General features: G+C 64.6%; 12 protein-coding genes. 1 reads left to right on the forward strand and 11 read right to left on the reverse strand.

Translation table 11 applies throughout. The features are described from left to right. Window positions 1-37 precede the first annotated feature (37 nt). From EN861_RS09745 to EN861_RS09780, 8 genes are all read right to left on the reverse strand, one after another. On the reverse strand, window positions 38-445 hold the full coding sequence (locus EN861_RS09745; protein ID WP_135863286.1) for a F0F1 ATP synthase subunit epsilon: 408 nt from the start codon (window positions 443-445) through the stop codon (window positions 38-40). Window positions 446-556: 111 nt separating this feature from the next. Continuing rightward, on the reverse strand, window positions 557-2,131 hold the full coding sequence (gene atpD / locus EN861_RS09750; RefSeq protein WP_167531538.1) for a F0F1 ATP synthase subunit beta: 1,575 nt from the start codon (window positions 2,129-2,131) through the stop codon (window positions 557-559). A gap of 70 nt (window positions 2,132-2,201) precedes the next feature. Continuing rightward, window positions 2,202-3,089: a F0F1 ATP synthase subunit gamma gene (locus EN861_RS09755; RefSeq protein WP_127275642.1), complete on the reverse strand. Its 888-nt coding sequence runs from the start codon at window positions 3,087-3,089 to the stop codon at window positions 2,202-2,204. Window positions 3,090-3,135: 46 nt separating this feature from the next. Further along, a complete protein-coding gene (atpA, locus tag EN861_RS09760) occupies window positions 3,136-4,665 on the reverse strand; it encodes a F0F1 ATP synthase subunit alpha (RefSeq protein WP_127275643.1) in 1,530 nt (509 codons plus the stop codon). Then, window positions 4,665-5,225 (reverse strand): F0F1 ATP synthase subunit delta, encoded by a 561-nt coding sequence (locus EN861_RS09765; RefSeq protein WP_127275644.1) that lies wholly within the window; start codon window positions 5,223-5,225, stop codon window positions 4,665-4,667. The genes atpA and EN861_RS09765 overlap by 1 nt, the downstream gene beginning before the upstream one ends. 246 nt (window positions 5,226-5,471) lie before the next feature. After that, on the reverse strand, window positions 5,472-5,867 hold the full coding sequence (locus EN861_RS09770; protein WP_127275645.1) for a DUF4345 family protein: 396 nt from the start codon (window positions 5,865-5,867) through the stop codon (window positions 5,472-5,474). Window positions 5,868-5,961: 94 nt separating this feature from the next. Next, on the reverse strand, window positions 5,962-6,657 hold the full coding sequence (locus EN861_RS09775) for an aspartate/glutamate racemase family protein (RefSeq protein ID WP_127275646.1): 696 nt from the start codon (window positions 6,655-6,657) through the stop codon (window positions 5,962-5,964). A gap of 50 nt (window positions 6,658-6,707) precedes the next feature. Then, window positions 6,708-8,891 carry a primosomal protein N' gene (locus EN861_RS09780; RefSeq protein WP_127275647.1) on the reverse strand — a complete coding sequence of 728 codons (2,184 nt, stop codon included), beginning with the start codon at window positions 8,889-8,891 and terminating at the stop codon, window positions 6,708-6,710. A gap of 91 nt (window positions 8,892-8,982) precedes the next feature. On the opposite strand from EN861_RS09780, the gene fsa reads away from it, so the two are divergent. After that, complete coding sequence (gene fsa / locus EN861_RS09785; RefSeq protein WP_127275648.1) at window positions 8,983-9,639, forward strand: fructose-6-phosphate aldolase; 657 nt, start codon at window positions 8,983-8,985, stop codon at window positions 9,637-9,639. A gap of 79 nt (window positions 9,640-9,718) precedes the next feature. On the opposite strand, the gene EN861_RS09790 is transcribed toward fsa, so the two are convergent. The 3 genes from EN861_RS09790 to leuS form a co-directional block, all read right to left on the reverse strand. Then, the gene (locus EN861_RS09790; protein WP_135863288.1) at window positions 9,719-12,205 is read right to left on the reverse strand and encodes a DNA translocase FtsK; all 2,487 of its coding nucleotides are present in this window, start codon (window positions 12,203-12,205) and stop codon (window positions 9,719-9,721) included. A gap of 332 nt (window positions 12,206-12,537) precedes the next feature. Continuing rightward, window positions 12,538-13,116 carry an LPS assembly lipoprotein LptE gene (gene lptE, locus EN861_RS09795; RefSeq protein WP_127279371.1) on the reverse strand — a complete coding sequence of 193 codons (579 nt, stop codon included), beginning with the start codon at window positions 13,114-13,116 and terminating at the stop codon, window positions 12,538-12,540. Next, entirely contained in the window at window positions 13,103-15,727 is a 2,625-nt protein-coding gene (gene leuS / locus EN861_RS09800; protein ID WP_135863291.1) for a leucine--tRNA ligase, read from the reverse strand. Before leuS ends, lptE begins: the two co-directional genes overlap by 14 nt. Window positions 15,728-15,769: the final 42 nt, after the last annotated feature.

The raw sequence follows: 15,769 nt of genomic DNA on the forward strand, positions 1-15,769 counted from the left end.
AAGGCCCCGCTTTTCATCAAGTCATCTGAACCGAATTTTAGGCCGGCAGGATTGCGCCTTCCAGCGTGGTGAGCTGGCTAAGGAACTGCTCCGCCTTGCTGCGCGACTGGTCGTCCTTGGCGTCGGCGGCGTCTTCCCTGGCTTCCTTGATGCGGCGGGCGAGGTCGGCGCGGTCGACATCCTTCACCGCCACAGCCGATTCCGCCAGAAGCGTGCAGCCGGCCGGGACGATGTCGGCGAAGCCGCCGAACACGACATAGCGTTCTTCGCTGCCCGAGGCATTCTTCACCGTGACGACGCCCGGCTTGATCGTGGTCATGACCGGCGCGTGATGGGCCATGACGGTCATCTCGCCCTCGGCGCCCGGAATGACCACGGATTCGACCTCGGCGGAAACCAGCAGGCGCTCCGGCGAGACCAGTTCGAACTTGAAAGCTTCAGCCATGTCAATTTAGTGAGTAGGGAATAGTGAGTAGGAAGTAGGGAGAGAGGACAACCGCCCCGATCACCCAGCTGCTATTCACTACTGACTACTGACTACTCCCTATTCCCTTGATTAAGCCGCTTCAGCCGCGAGGCGCTGTGCCTTCTCGACCGCTTCGTCGATGCCGCCGACCATGTAGAAGGCGGCTTCCGGCAGGTGGTCATAGTCGCCGTTGCAGAGGCCCTTGAACCCCTTGATGGTATCGGCGAGGTCGACCAGTTTGCCCGGCGCGCCGGTGAACACTTCGGCGACAAAGAACGGCTGCGACAGGAAGCGCTCGATCTTGCGGGCGCGGGCCACGGTCTGCTTGTCCTCTTCCGAGAGCTCGTCCATGCCCAGGATGGCGATGATGTCCTGCAGCGACTTGTAGCGCTGGAGGATCGACTGCACCTGGCGGGCAACGGCATAGTGCTCGTCGCCGACGACCAGCGGGTCGAGCATGCGCGAGGTCGAGTCCAGCGGATCGACAGCCGGATAGATACCCTTTTCGGCGATCGAACGGTTCAGCGTCGTCGTCGCGTCAAGGTGGGCGAACGAGGTCGCCGGCGCCGGGTCGGTCAAGTCGTCGGCCGGCACGTAGATCGCCTGCACCGAGGTGATCGAGCCCTTGGTGGTGGTGGTGATGCGTTCCTGCAGCGCGCCCATGTCCGTGGCGAGCGTCGGCTGATAGCCCACGGCCGACGGGATACGGCCGAGCAGAGCCGACACTTCCGAACCCGCTTGCGTAAAGCGGAAGATGTTGTCGACGAAGAACAGCACGTCCTGGCCCTGGTCGCGGAAATATTCAGCGACCGTCAGGCCGGTCAGGCCGACGCGGGCGCGCGCGCCCGGCGGCTCGTTCATCTGGCCGTACACCAGCGCCGCCTTCGAGCCTTCGCCGCCACCCTTCTTGTTGACGCCGGATTCGATGAACTCGTGATAAAGGTCGTTGCCTTCGCGGGTGCGCTCGCCGACACCGGCGAACACCGAGTAACCACCATGCGCCTTGGCGATGTTGTTGATCAGTTCCTGGATCAGCACGGTCTTGCCGACGCCGGCGCCGCCGAACAGGCCGATCTTGCCGCCCTTGGCGTAGGGCGCGAGCAGGTCGAGCACCTTGATGCCGGTGATCAGGATCTGCGCTTCCGTCGACTGTTCGATATAGGCCGGAGCCGGCTGGTGGATCGAGCGCAATTCGACCGCGTCGACCGGGCCTGCCTCGTCGACCGGCTCGCCGATGACGTTGATGATACGGCCGAGCATGCCCGGGCCGACCGGCACGGCGATCGGGCCGCCGGTGTCACGCACTTCCTGGCCACGCACCAGGCCTTCGGTGGAGTCCATGGCGATGCAGCGCACGGTGTTTTCACCCAGATGCTGCGCAACTTCGAGCACCAGGCGATTACCGACATTGTTGGTCTCGAGCGCGTTCAGGATCGGCGGCAGATGCTCGCCGAACTGCACGTCGACGACGGCGCCGATGACCTGGCGGACCTTGCCGACAACGCCGGTCGCCTTGGTGGCCACGGCCTGCGTCTTGGCAGCGGCGGCCTTGGCCGGCGCTGCTGCCGCCTTGGCCGGAGCCGCCTTTGCTGCCGGAGCCTTGGCCGCCTTCGCGGGAGCTGCTGCCTTGGGGGCTGCCGTCTTCGGGGTCGCTGCTTTCGCCATCGTCTTTACCCTTTTCGTCCTTTGTTTCTCACGCGGTCCGGTTCGCGGGCCAATGACCCGCTGACCGCGCCTAGAGCGCCTCGGCGCCCGAAATGATTTCGATCAGTTCCTTGGTGATCTGCGCCTGCCGCTGGCGGTTGTAGGTGATCGACAGCTTGTTGATCATCTCGCCGGCGTTGCGCGTCGCATTGTCCATGGCGCTCATCTTGGCGCCCATTTCGCCCGCCGCGTTTTCGAGCAGCGCACGGAATATCTGCACCGCGATGTTGCGCGGGATGAGGTCGGACAGGATTTCGCCCGGCTCCGGCTCATACTCGTAGACGGCGCTGGCGCCATCCGCCGTTTCGGGCTGAGCCGAAGAGGCGGACGCTGCCGGAATGATCTGCTGCGCGGTCGGAACCTGGCTGATCACCGACTTGAACTGCGAGTAGAACAGCGTGCAGACGTCGAAGGCGCCCTCGTTGAACAGATGGATGACCTTGCGGGCGATCGCATCGGCATTGACGAAGCCGAGCGTCTTGACCTCGCGCAGATCGACGCGTTCGATGATCATCGCGGCATAGTCGCGGCGCAGGATGTCGAAACCCTTCTTGCCGACGCAGATGATCTTGACCTGCTTGCCGTCGGCCAGGAGCCTGCGGATATGGTCGCGGGCATGACGGGCGATCTGCGAATTGAAGCCGCCGCACAGGCCACGCTCGGCGGTGCAGACGACGAGCAGATGCACGTCGTCCTTGCCGGTTCCGGTCATCAGCGCCGGGGCATCGCCACCGCCACCGACAGCCTGGGTGATGTTGGCCAGCACGGAACCCATGCGCTCCGAATAGGGACGCGCCGCTTCCGCCGCCTCTTGCGCACGGCGCAGCTTCGCCGCGGCGACCATCTGCATCGCCTTGGTGATCTTCTGCGTCGCCTTGACCGAGGCGATACGGTTACGAAGGTCTTTTAATGAAGGCATGCTTCAAACCTGATCCCGTCTTGTCTCATCCGGACTGGCACTTCGCTCAGGCGAAGGTTTTGGCGAAGGCGTCGATCTCGGCCTTCAGCTTGGCGCGCAGATCGTCCGACAGCGCCTTTTCCTTGCGGATGGCGTCAAGCACGTCCTTGCCGGCCGAACGCATGTGGCTGAGCAGGCCGTGCTCGAACTTGCCGACCTGGTTGACCGGCAGCTTGTCGAGATAGCCGTTGACGCCGGCGAAGATCACCGCGACCTGCTCTTCCGTCTTCAGCGGCGAGAACTGCGGCTGCTTCAAGAGCTCGGTCAGGCGCGAGCCGCGGTTGAGCAGGCGCTGCGTGGCGGCATCGAGATCCGAGCCGAACTGCGCGAAAGCAGCCATTTCGCGGTACTGCGCGAGCTCGCCCTTGATCGAGCCGGCAACCTGCTTCATCGCCTTGATCTGCGCCGACGAACCGACGCGCGACACCGACAGGCCGACGTTGACGGCCGGACGGATGCCCTGGAAGAACAGGTTGGTTTCGAGGAAGATCTGACCGTCGGTGATCGAGATCACGTTGGTCGGGATGTAGGCCGAAACGTCGTTGGCCTGCGTCTCGATGACCGGCAGCGCGGTCAGCGAGCCGCCACCCAGATCGTCGTTGAGCTTGGCGGCGCGCTCGAGCAGGCGCGAGTGCAGGTAGAAGACGTCGCCCGGATAGGCTTCGCGGCCCGGCGGGCGGCGCAGCAACAGCGACATCTGGCGATAGGCGACGGCCTGCTTCGACAGATCGTCATAGCTGATCAGCGCATGCATGCCGTTGTCGCGGAAATACTCGCCCATGGTGCAAGCCGTGAACGGCGCCAGGAACTGCATCGGCGCCGGATCGGAAGCGGTGGCGGCGACGATGATCGAATATTCGAGCGCGCCGCGCTCTTCCAGCACCTTGACGAACTGCGCGACGGTCGAGCGCTTCTGGCCGACGGCGACGTAGACGCAGTAGAGCTTTTCCTTCTCGGGGCCGTTGTCGTGCACCGACTTCTGGTTGAGCATCGTGTCGAGGATGATGGCCGTCTTGCCGGTCTGGCGATCGCCGATGACCAGCTCGCGCTGGCCGCGGCCGACCGGGATCAGCGCATCGATGGCCTTGAGGCCGGTCGACATCGGCTCGTTCACCGACTTGCGCGGGATGATGCCGGGCGCCTTGACGTCGACGCGCTTGCGCTCGACCGCCTTGATCGGACCTTTGCCGTCGATCGGATTGCCGAGCGCGTCGACGACGCGGCCGAGCAGGCCGGGGCCGACAGGCGCGTCGACGATGGCGCCGGTGCGCTTGACGGTGTCGCCTTCCTTGATGTCGCGGTCGGCGCCGAAGATGACGACGCCGACATTGTCGGCTTCGAGGTTGAGCGCCATGCCGCGGATGCCGCCGGGGAATTCGACCATTTCGCCGGCCTGGACATTGTCGAGGCCGTAGACACGGGCGATACCATCACCGACGGACAGCACCTGTCCGACTTCGGAGACCTCGGCCTCCTTGCCGAAATTCTTGATCTGGTCTTTCAGAATTGCGGAAATTTCCGCGGCGCGGATGTCCATCAGCCGACCTCTTTCAGTGCAAGCTTGAGCGAATTGAGTTTGGTTTTGAGCGACGTATCGATCTGGCGCGAGCCCATCTTGACCACCAGCCCGCCGAGCAGCGACGGGTCAACGGTGACGGAAATGGCCACGTCCTTGCCGGCAACGCTTTTCAGCGCCGCCTTGAGTTCGGTCTGCTGGGCCGCGGTCAGCTCATGAGCCGACGTCACTTCGGCCGCAGCCTCGCCACGGGCTTCGGCCGCGATCTGGCGGAACGCCTTGATCATGCCGGGCACCGCGAACAGGCGGCGATTCTTGGCGACGACGCGCAGGAAATTGCCGGTCAGGCCGGTGATGCCTGCCTTGTCGGCGATCGCCGCGATGGCCTTGGCCTGGTCTTCGCTGGAGAACACCGGGCTGTTGATCAGCCGGGTGAGGTCCGCGCTCCCCGCGAGCAGTGCCTCGAAACCGTTGAGGTCGGCCTCGACCTTGGCCACGGAATTTGCTTGCGATGCCAGTTCGAACAGCGAACCGGCATAGCGCTCTGCGACACCTGAGATTGGCGATGACGATTGGGCCACGGACCGTCTTTTCTCTTGTCTGACAGGCCGCAGATTGTTGGCGCGAGCAAAAACTCTGGCTAAATCTTTGACCTTACTGCATTTTTCCAAGCACGGAGGCGCGGCTTCCGCTATCCCCGGCCGAAAGTCGATTGCCGTCTAGCACAGGCATTTTAAGACCGCAATGCGTCGTTCCGCATGGTTTTCAGGCACTATTGTCGCATCCGGCGAAAGATCAGCGTCCTGCGCGCCGGAATACCCTTGGATTCAGGGCACAAAGCCGAAGGCAAAGGCGAGCGGCAAGGCCGCGAGCGCCAATTCCACCACAATGGAAACCCAATTGAAAGGCGTATTGGCGCCATCCGACATCATCGACAGCAGCCGGCCGAAGGCAGTGAACAGCCAGGAGAAGCCGAGCGCCATGTAGACCAGCGGCTGCGCGAGCAGGATGCAGCACAGGCCGACCCCGAGATAGAAGCCCGACATGCGGCCTCGCCCCTCGGCGATCGCCGCCGCCTTCTCGGGTTTCGCCTGCAGGCGCAGGATGCGGAACGCCAAGCCCGGCGCCAGGAAAAACAGAAGGCCGAGCAGCACTGTGAAGACCGCGCTCGACCAGGCCAGCCATTCGCCCTGGCTCGTCGGCCATGGAAGCGCAAAATCCATCGTGTCCCTCGAAATGCCTATTTTGAAATCGCGGGCATTCTAGCGGAGGAAAAATGCCGCGCCAGATGGCTCAAGGCACTTTAGGAGACCCGCATCAACCGAGCGCGAATTCCACCGCCGCCTCGGCATGGATGCGCGTCGTGTCGAAAACCGGAATGTCGAAATCGCCCTGGCCGATGAGCATGGTGATCTCCGTGCAGCCCATGATGATGCTGTCGGCGGCCTCTTCACGGCGCAGGCGTTCGGCCAATTCGATATAAGCGGCCTTCGAGGCTCCGGTCACGATGCCCTGGCACAACTCGTCATAGATGACGCGATGCACCATGTCGCGCCCGGCCGCATCGGGCACGACAGGCGACAGGCCGTATTTGTCGGCGAGCCGGCCCTTGTAGAAATCCTGCTCCATGGTGAAGCGCGTCGCCAGCAGCGTCGGGCGCTGCATGCCTGCGCGCTTGACCGCCACCGCCGTGGCATCGGCAATGTGGATGAGCGGGATCGACACCGAAGCCTGCACCTGGTCAGCCAGTCTGTGCATGGTGTTGGTGCACAGAAGCAAGCCTTCCGCGCCGCCGGCCTCGAGCTTGCGCGCGGCATCGACCAGCAGCGCGCCGGCGCCGTCCCAATCACCATGATGCTGCCGCTCGGCGATCTCGGCGAAATCGAACGACCACATGAGAAGCTTCGCCGAATGCAGCCCACCCAGCCGCTCGCGCACGATCTCGTTGAGCAGGCGATAATAGATGGCGGTCGATTCCCAGCTCATGCCGCCGAGCAGGCCAAGGGTTTTCATGTGATCTTTCCGTTTCTCTCGCCGAGACAGCTGTAGCTGAAATTGCGTCCCTACAGAAAGCTCTGCGGGTCGATGTCGACCTGCACCCGGACCGAGCCGCGCTGTTTCGGTCCATTGGCCAGCATAGCTCTGATAAAACCTTGCATGTCGGCGCGGCGCTCGCCCTGGATCAGCAGGCGGAAGCGATGGCGGCCGCCGAGCAGGGACAGCGGCGCCTCGGCCGGCCCGAGCACGAACAGGTCCGACGCCTCGGGCGCGGCGCGGCGCAGGCCGCGGGCATGGCCTTCCGCCTCCGCCCGCGTCACGGCGCTGACGATGACGCCGGCCAGCCGGCCGAAGGGCGGCAAGGCAGCGCGTTCGCGCTCAGAAATCTCACGCTGGTAGAAAGATTCGGCGTCGCCGGAGACGATCGCCCGCATCACCGGATGGTCGGGCTGGAACGTCTGCAGCAGGCCCAGGCTCTTCTTGCCGGTGCGGCCGGCACGGCCGGTCACCTGGCTGAGCAACTGGAAGGTGCGCTCGGCGGCGCGCGGATCGCCATTGGCAAGGCCGAGATCGGCATCGACGACGCCGACCAGCGTCATATCAGGGAAATTGTGGCCCTTGGCGACCAGTTGCGTGCCGATGACGATATCGGCCTCGCCATTGGCGATTGCCTCCAGCTCCAGCCGCAACCGTCGTACACCCCCCATGATATCCGACGACAGCACGATGGTGCGCGCGTCCGGGAAATGCGTGACGACCTCCTCGGCGATGCGCTCGACCCCCGGACCGCAAGCGACCAGGTGGTCGAGCGTGCCGCATTCCGGGCAGGCTTCGGGACGGCGCTCATTGTGACCGCAATGGTGGCAGACCAACTGGCCGCGAAAGCGGTGTTCGACCAGCCAGGCCGAGCACACCGGGCAGCCGAAGCGATGGCCGCAGACCCGGCACAGCGTCAGCGGCGCGTAGCCGCGTCGGTTGAGGAACAAGAGCGACTGCTCCTTCTTCTCCAGCGTCCGGCGCATATGGTCGATCAGCACCGGCGACAGGAAGCCGCCACGCGCCGGTGGCGCGCGCCGCATGTCGATCGACTTGAGGTCGGGAAGTGCCGCCTCGGCGAAGCGGGCGGAAAGCACAGCCCTGGCATAGCGGCCTTGGCTGGCATTGACCCGGCTCTCGACCGACGGTGTCGCCGACGCCAGGACCACGGGGAAGCCGCCTATATGGCCGCGCACGACGGCCATGTCGCGCGCATTGTAGAAGACGCGGTCTTCCTGCTTGTAGGCGGGGTCGTGTTCCTCGTCGACGACGATCAGGCCAAGCTCCTTGAATGGCAGGAACAGCGCCGAGCGCGCGCCGGCGACGACGCGCACGCCGCCTTCCGCCACTTGCCGCCAGACTTTTTCGCGCATTCGCGGCGGCAGGTCGGAATGCCACTCGGCCGGCTTGGCGCCAAAACGCTGCTGGAAGCGTTCGAGGAAGGCATGCGTCAGCGCGATTTCCGGCAGCAGGATGAGCACTTGGCCGCCCTGCTCGAGCGCGGCCGCCACCGCCTCGAAATAGACCTCCGTCTTGCCCGAACCGGTGACGCCGTCGAGCAACGCGACATTGAACTCGCCGGCCGCGACATTGGCGCGCAGCATTGACGCGGCCTCGTTCTGGTCCGGCATCAGTTCGGGAACGGCATAGCTTGGGTCAGGCGCGGCCACCACCGGGCGCGGCGGGATCATCACCGTCTCAAACACGCCCTGCGCTTTCAGCCCCTCGATCACCGTCGACGACACGCCGGCGGCGTGCGCGAGGCCGGAGCGCGTCCAGGCCAACCCACCCTCGGCCGTCTCCAGCACGCGTGCCCGCGCATCCGTCATCCGGTCGGGCACAAGCAGGGTGCGCTGCAGCCCCTCGATCCAGGGTTCGGGATCAAAGGCCTCCGGCGCCCTGAGCAGCATGCGCGCCACCATGCCCGGCGCCGACAGCGTGTATTGCGCCACCCAGTCGACGAAGCGGCGCATGGCGCGGTCGATCGGCGGACAGTCGAAAACCTGCTCGATCGGGCGCAATTTCCTGGCATCGACCTGCTCGACCGTGCCGTCCCAGACGATGCCGGCGACCTGGCGCGGCCCAAGCGGCACGCGCACGATCGAACCCGGCACCACCCGCATGCCGGCCGGCACGGCATAGGTGTAGGGACGTTCGGCCGGCATCGGCACCAGCACCGGTGCGGCCGCGACAAAGGGCGAATCTTCGATCATGAGGCGTGACCTTGCCCTGACTTTGGTCTAGATCAAAGAGCAACGCTGAACGCGCCTTCCCAAGCACGACGAAATCGTCAGGAGACCCGCCATGAAATTTTTTGCCGACACCGCCGATATCAAAGAGATCAAGGAACTGAACGATCTGGGACTGCTCGATGGCGTCACCACCAACCCCTCGCTGATCCTGAAATCGGGCGGCAAGATCGCCGAGGTCACCAAGCAGATCTGCGACATCGTCGAAGGGCCTGTCTCGGCGGAAGTCGTGGCGATCGAATACAAGCAGATGATGGCGGAGGCCGAAGTGCTGGCCAAGATCGCGCCTAATGTCTGCATCAAGGTGCCGCTGACGCTGGACGGCCTGAAGGCCTGCAAGACCATCCGCACCGAGATGAACCGCATGGTCAATGTCACGCTGTGCTTCTCGGCCAACCAGGCGCTGCTCGCCGCCAAGGCCGGCGCTTCCTTCATCTCGCCCTTCGTCGGCCGCATCGACGATACCGGCTCGGACGGCATGGAGCTGATCCAGGAGATCCGTCAGATCTACGACAATTTCGATTTCCAGACCGAAATCCTGACCGCTTCCGTGCGAACGGTGAACCACGTCAAGCAGGCGGCTCTCATCGGCGCCGACGTCATCACCGCGCCGCCGGCGACGCTGAAGGCGCTGGTCAACCATCCGCTGACCGACAAGGGCCTTGCCGCTTTCCTCGCCGACTGGGCCAAGACCGGCCAGAAGATCGGCTGAGCGGTCCGACACCAGATACAAAAAAAGGCCGGGCAACCGGCCTTTTTTACGCGCTGCGGATCAGGAGCAGCCTGCCCGGTCAGTCCGTGCCGTCATCGGGGAGCGCGGCCGCCGGCTGGCGCTTGCCCGCCATGATCTCGCGCTTGCCGACATGGTTCGGTGCGCCGACCAGACCTTCCTTCTCCATCCGTTCGACCAGTGACGCGGCGCGGTTGTAGCCGATGCCGAGGCGGCGCTGGATGTAGGACGTCGAACATTTCTTGTCGCGCAACACCACCTTGACCGCCTCGTCATAGCTGGAATCGCCATCCTCGGCGGCAACGGCTCCCTTGTCGAAGACCGCTCCCTGGTCGCCTTCCTCTTCTTCTTCATCCTCGTCGGCCGTCACCGTCTCCAGATATTCGGGGCGGCCCTGCGCCTTCAGATGCGCCACGACATGCTCGACCTCGGCGTCGGACACGAAGGGGCCGTGCACACGGGCGATGCGCCCGCCGCCCATCATGTGCAGCATGTCGCCCTGGCCGAGCAGCTGTTCGGCGCCCTGCTCGCCCAGGATGGTGCGGCTGTCGATCTTGGAGGTGACCTGGAAGGAGATGCGGGTCGGGAAATTGGCCTTGATCGTGCCGGTGATGACGTCGACCGAAGGCCGCTGCGTCGCCATGATCAGGTGGATGCCGGCGGCCCGCGCCATCTGCGCCAGGCGCTGGATGGCGCCTTCGATCTCCTTGCCGGCGACCATCATCAGGTCGGCCATCTCGTCGACGATGACGACGATGTAGGGCATCGGCGCGAGGTCGATTTCCTGCTGTTCGAACAGCGGTTCGCCGGTGCCCTTCTCGAAGCCGGTCTGCACGGTCATGACGACCGTCTCACCCTTGTCGCGGGCTTGGGCGGCGCGCTCGTTGTAGCCGTCGATGTTGCGCACGCCGAGCCGCGCCATCTTGCGATAGCGGTCCTCCATCTCGCGCACCGCCCATTTGAGCGCGGTAACGGCCTTCTTGGGGTCCGTGACGACAGGGGTCAGAAGGTGCGGGATGCCGTCATAGACGGACAGTTCGAGCATCTTCGGGTCGACCATTATCAGCCGGCATTCTTCCGGCTTCAGCCGGTAGAGCAGCGACAGGATCATGGTGTTGATGGCGACCGACTTGCCGGAGCCGGTGGTGCCGGCGACGAGCAGGTGCGGCATCTTCGCCAGCTCGGCGATGACAGGTTCGCCGCCGATCGTCTTGCCAAGGCAAAGCGCCAGCTTGCAGCTGGTTTTGCGGAAGCCCTGCGATTCGATCAGTTCGCGGAAATAGACGGTTTCGCGGGTCTCGTTCGGCAGCTCGATGCCGATGACGTTGCGACCGGGCACCACGGCGACGCGCGCCGAGACCGCCGACATGGAGCGGGCGATGTCGTCGGCGAGACCAATGACGCGCGAGGATTTGACGCCTGGCGCCGGCTCGAATTCGTAGAGGGTGACGACCGGGCCGGGGCGCACGTGGATGATCTCGCCGCGCACGCCGAAATCCTCCAGCACGCTTTCCAGGAGATCGGCATTCTGCTCGAGCCGCTCCTGCGACATGTAGAAGCCTTGGCCCTCGGGAGGCTGCTGCAGCAGCTCCTCCGAGGGAAGCTCGTAGCCTTCGCCCGTCTCCGGCTGGGCAACCTTGCCAGCCATGGGCAGCGACGGTGCGCGCGCTGCGGGAACGGCTTCGCCCACGCGTTGCACAATCGGCGCCGGGGCGGCGCTGCTTGCGGCAGGTGCGACTGCGGCCGCCATCCGAGCCTGCCGGGCAGCCCTGCCAGCCGGAACGGACGGCTCGGCCACGGCCTTGTTGGAGTTGGCCGGAAAGACGTCGGGCTGGGCGGACGGTGCCTGGCCGGGAAGGCATTCGATGACACGGAACAAGGCGGTGACATCGGCCGCGGCGGACGCGGAGACGTCGGCTCGCGCCGCGGCAAGCGGTGGAGCCGCGACCGGTGCGCGCGGAGCCGGGCTGACCTGCCGGACCGGCGACGTCACATCGACCAGAAGGGGCGCCAGGCCCTCGAAGAAGGCGTGATCCGAAAGATAGGGCCGCCGGGCTTTTTCAGCGGTGGCTGCTTTGGCCGGCGCGCCATTCCCGGCGACGGGTGCCGGACGCGTGGCCGCTGGTGCCGTTGCGGGCACCTTCGGAGCCGCCGGCACAACGCCTTTCGACGTCTCGCCGCCGCGCGCTGGCTGAGCGGACCCGGCCGGTGACGCCCCGCGATGCATGACGGCGCCAGGCCCGGCCTGCTGCGTCGGGAGCGCCTGCGGGCAACCCTCCCCGGCAACCTCGTCCTGCTGGCGATGCTTGGGCTCATAGTCCGGCGTGCGTGTAAAACGCACATTGGGCGCAAGGAAAAAATACTCTTGCCAGGCAGGGCTTTCGGTGTCGCCGCCGAAATCGGCGACCCGCTCGGAATGACCTGCGTGAGAAGCGCCGGGCTGGCGAACATCCGCCTTGCCGCGCGGGCCGCCGGAACGCTCTCCTTGGGGGTCATCGGGCGAAACTGCGTGCAACGAATTGACCCGAGAAAAACGCCTGGCTTCCATGCTCAAGACTCACTGTGAAATGTCTGCTGAGCAATAGGGAGCGAGTGGTTAACAGTTGCTTCCTGTCAGCGTCGCTGGAGCGATCGAGACGCATCTTTCGCGGCGACGCCGCACGATGAGGAATTCGAGCAGCCGATCGTGTTTCCACAACCGGTTGCTCATCCGAATGCGGCTATTGGAAAAAGGGCGAGCCTTTGCTCGCGTGACAACCAGCGGGCGGAGATTTACATGCCGCCAAACAGCACGGCTGCCGACGAGTCCGATCGCCGGGAACAGGAAATGCGATCAAGGAGAGAGGGGCGATTCGGCCTCTTCTGATGCGGCGACTCGCGCTAGCTGGCCGTCTTGCCGTGCCGGGCCAGATCCTGGGCGATGGACAGTTGCAGGGCTTCGGCCAGTTCGCGCGCGGCACGGTTCTCGGCGTCGATCTGCGCCCGGTAGGAAGCAAACTCCTGACGCGGCCTGTCGAAGGACGAGGTGATCGCCCGCTTGCCGACCGCGATCACCGCGCCGGTTTTCGCATCGGTTAGCGTGTAGCCGGCGGTCAGTGTCACCGAACCGGCGGTCGGCTCGTCTTGATCGGTTCCAACCTGGACCAGCGCCGAGGATTCAACGGCTTCGGTCACGCCGAGATCGAGCGAATAAAGCGGCGAGGCCGGTTCGCCGGCGCCGCGCCCGAACCCGAAGATCAGATTGTTGCGCACCTGCTGGGCATAACGCGTCCGGACCGGCTTGACGGCAATCGACGCCAACTCGGCATTGGCGGTCGAGCCGGTCGACAGCGGCGCGCTGGAATAGAGCGGCCGCACCTGGCAGGCCGAGACGAGCGCAAGCGAACCGACAAGACCGGCAAGCGCGATGCGGCGCAGCAGACCGCTCAACTCTGTCTTTTCCCGATCAGGCAACGACATTGACGATCCTCTGCGGCACGATGATCACCTTGCGCGGAGCCTTACCTTCAAGTGCTTTCTGCACGAAGTCGAGAGCCAAGACCGCTTTTTCGACCGCACCTTGGTCCGCGTCGCGGGCAATTGTCAAATCGCCCCGCTTCTTGCCGTTGACCTGCACCGGATAGGTGACTTCGTTGTCGACGACCAGCGCCGGATCGAAGACCGGCCACGGCCGTTCGGCGAGCAGATCGGTGCCGCCCAGCACCTCCCAGCACTCTTCGGCAAGGTGCGGCATCACGGGCGCGATCAGATGCACCATGATCTCCACGGCCTCGCGGCAAGCGCTTTTCAGCGCCGTATCAGCCTTGCCTTCCGTCACCTCGTTGAGCGGAGTGGTCAGCGCGTTGGCCAGTTCATAGATGCGGGCGATGGCACGGTTGAAGGCGAGCTTCTCGATGTCTTCGCCGACCGCCTTCAGGATTTTGTGCGCGGCCTTGGAAACCGCTCCGGCCTCGCCATCATTGGCGGCCTTCGGTGCGATGCCTGCCAGCGTCTCGGCCGCCGTCGACACCAGCCGCCAGATGCGCTGCATGAAGCGATGCGCGCCGGCCGCACCATCGTCGGTCCACTCGACATCGCGTTCGGGCGGCGAATCCGACAGCATGAACCAGCGCGCCGTGTCGGCGCCGTAGCCATCGGTGATGTCTTCCGGGCTCACCGTGTTCTTCTTCGACTTCGACATCTTTTCGAGCGGGCCGATGGTGACCGCATCGCCGGTGGCGATGTCGATGGCGCGGCGCTTGCCGTCGACATCCTCCAGCCGCACTTCGGCCGGCGCCAGCCAGCGGCCGTTCGATGCCGAACCGACACGGTAGGTTTCGTGCACGACCATGCCTTGCGTGAACAGGCCCTTGAACGGCTCGGCCAGGTCGACATGGCCGGTCTCGCGCATGGCGCGGGTGAAGAAGCGTGAATAGAGCAGATGCAGGATCGCATGCTCGATGCCGCCAATATACTGGTCGACCGCCAGCCACTCGTTCGCTGCCTTGGGATCGGTCGGGTCATCCGCCCACGGCGCTGTGAAGCGGGCGAAATACCAGGACGAATCGACGAACGTGTCCATCGTATCGGTTTCACGGCGCGCGTCCTTGCCGCATTGCGGGCACTTCACATGCCGCCAGGTCGGGTGACGGTCGAGCGGATTGCCCGGCCGGTCGAAATCGACATCGTCCGGCAGCTTGACCGGCAGGTCGGCCTTCGGCACCGGCACCACGCCGCAATCCTCGCAATGGATCATCGGGATCGGGCAGCCCCAGTAACGTTGCCGCGAAATGCCCCAGTCGCGCAGGCGGAAGTTCACCTTGCGCTCGGCCATGGGGCGATTACCGATGGTCTTTTGTTCCAGCAGCCTGGCGACCTCGTCGAAAGCTCGGTCCGGAGTCATGCCATCAAGGAAGCGCGAGTTGATCATCGCCCCATTGTCGGTATAGGCCACGTCGATCACCTGGAAAGCCGACGGGTCCTCGCCGTCCGGCATCACCACGGGCACCACCGGCAAGCCGTATTTGTTGGCGAAGTCGAGGTCGCGCTGGTCATGCGCCGGGCAGCCGAAGATGGCGCCGGTGCCATATTCCATCAGCACGAAATTGGCGACATAGACCGGCAGCGTCCAAGTACCGTCGAAGGGATGGACGACGCGGATGCCGGTGTCGAAGCCCTTCTTCTCAGCCGTCTCCAGCGCCGCCACCGAAGTGCCCATATGGCGGACTTCGTCGATGAATTTCGCCAGCGCCGGATTGGTCTCGGCGGCCTTTTTGGCCAACGGATGATCGGCGGCGATCGCCATGAACGAGGCGCCGAAAATGGTATCGGGCCGCGTCGTGTAGACCTCAAGCTCGTGCTCGCCGGCAATTTCCGAGGCCAGCGGCCAGCGGATCAGCAGACCTTCCGAACGGCCGATCCAGTTCTGCTGCATCAGCTTCACTTTTTCGGGCCATTCGTCGAGGCCGTCGAGCGAATCCAGCAGGTCCTGCGCGAAATCGGTGATTTTGAAGAACCACTGCGTCAATTCGCGCTGCTCGACCAGCGCGCCGGAGCGCCAGCCGCGTCCGTCGATGACCTGCTCGTTGGCGAGCACCGTCATGTCCTCCGGGTCCCAGTTGACCTTGGAGGATTTGCGCGTCACCAGCCCCTTCTCGACGAAGTCGAGGAACAGCATCTGCTGGCGGTGGTAGTAATCGACATCGCAGGTGGCGAATTCGCGCGCCCAGTCCAGCGACAGGCCCATCACCTTGAGCTGCTCGCGCATGGTGGCGATGTTCTGGTAGGTCCACTCCTTGGGATGAACCTTGTTCTGCATGGCGGCGTTTTCGGCCGGCATGCCGAAGGCGTCCCAGCCCATCGGATGCAGCACGTTGAAGCCCTTGGCCCGCTTGTAACGCGCCACCACGTCGCCCATCGTATAGTTGCGGGTGTGGCCGATATGGATCCGCCCCGACGGATAGGGGAACATTTCCAGCACGTAGTATTTCGGGCGCGGATCGTCATTGTGCGCTTCGAAAAGCTTCTTTTCGGCCCAGGCCTTCTGCCATTTGGGTTCTGACGCGCGCGGATTGTATCGTTCGGTTGCCATGGGACGTTTTTCACTTAAAAGCATGCCGACTGCGGGCAAGAG

Source organism: Mesorhizobium sp. M8A.F.Ca.ET.218.01.1.1, assembly GCF_004791165.1.
Classification (GTDB): domain Bacteria; phylum Pseudomonadota; class Alphaproteobacteria; order Rhizobiales; family Rhizobiaceae; genus Mesorhizobium.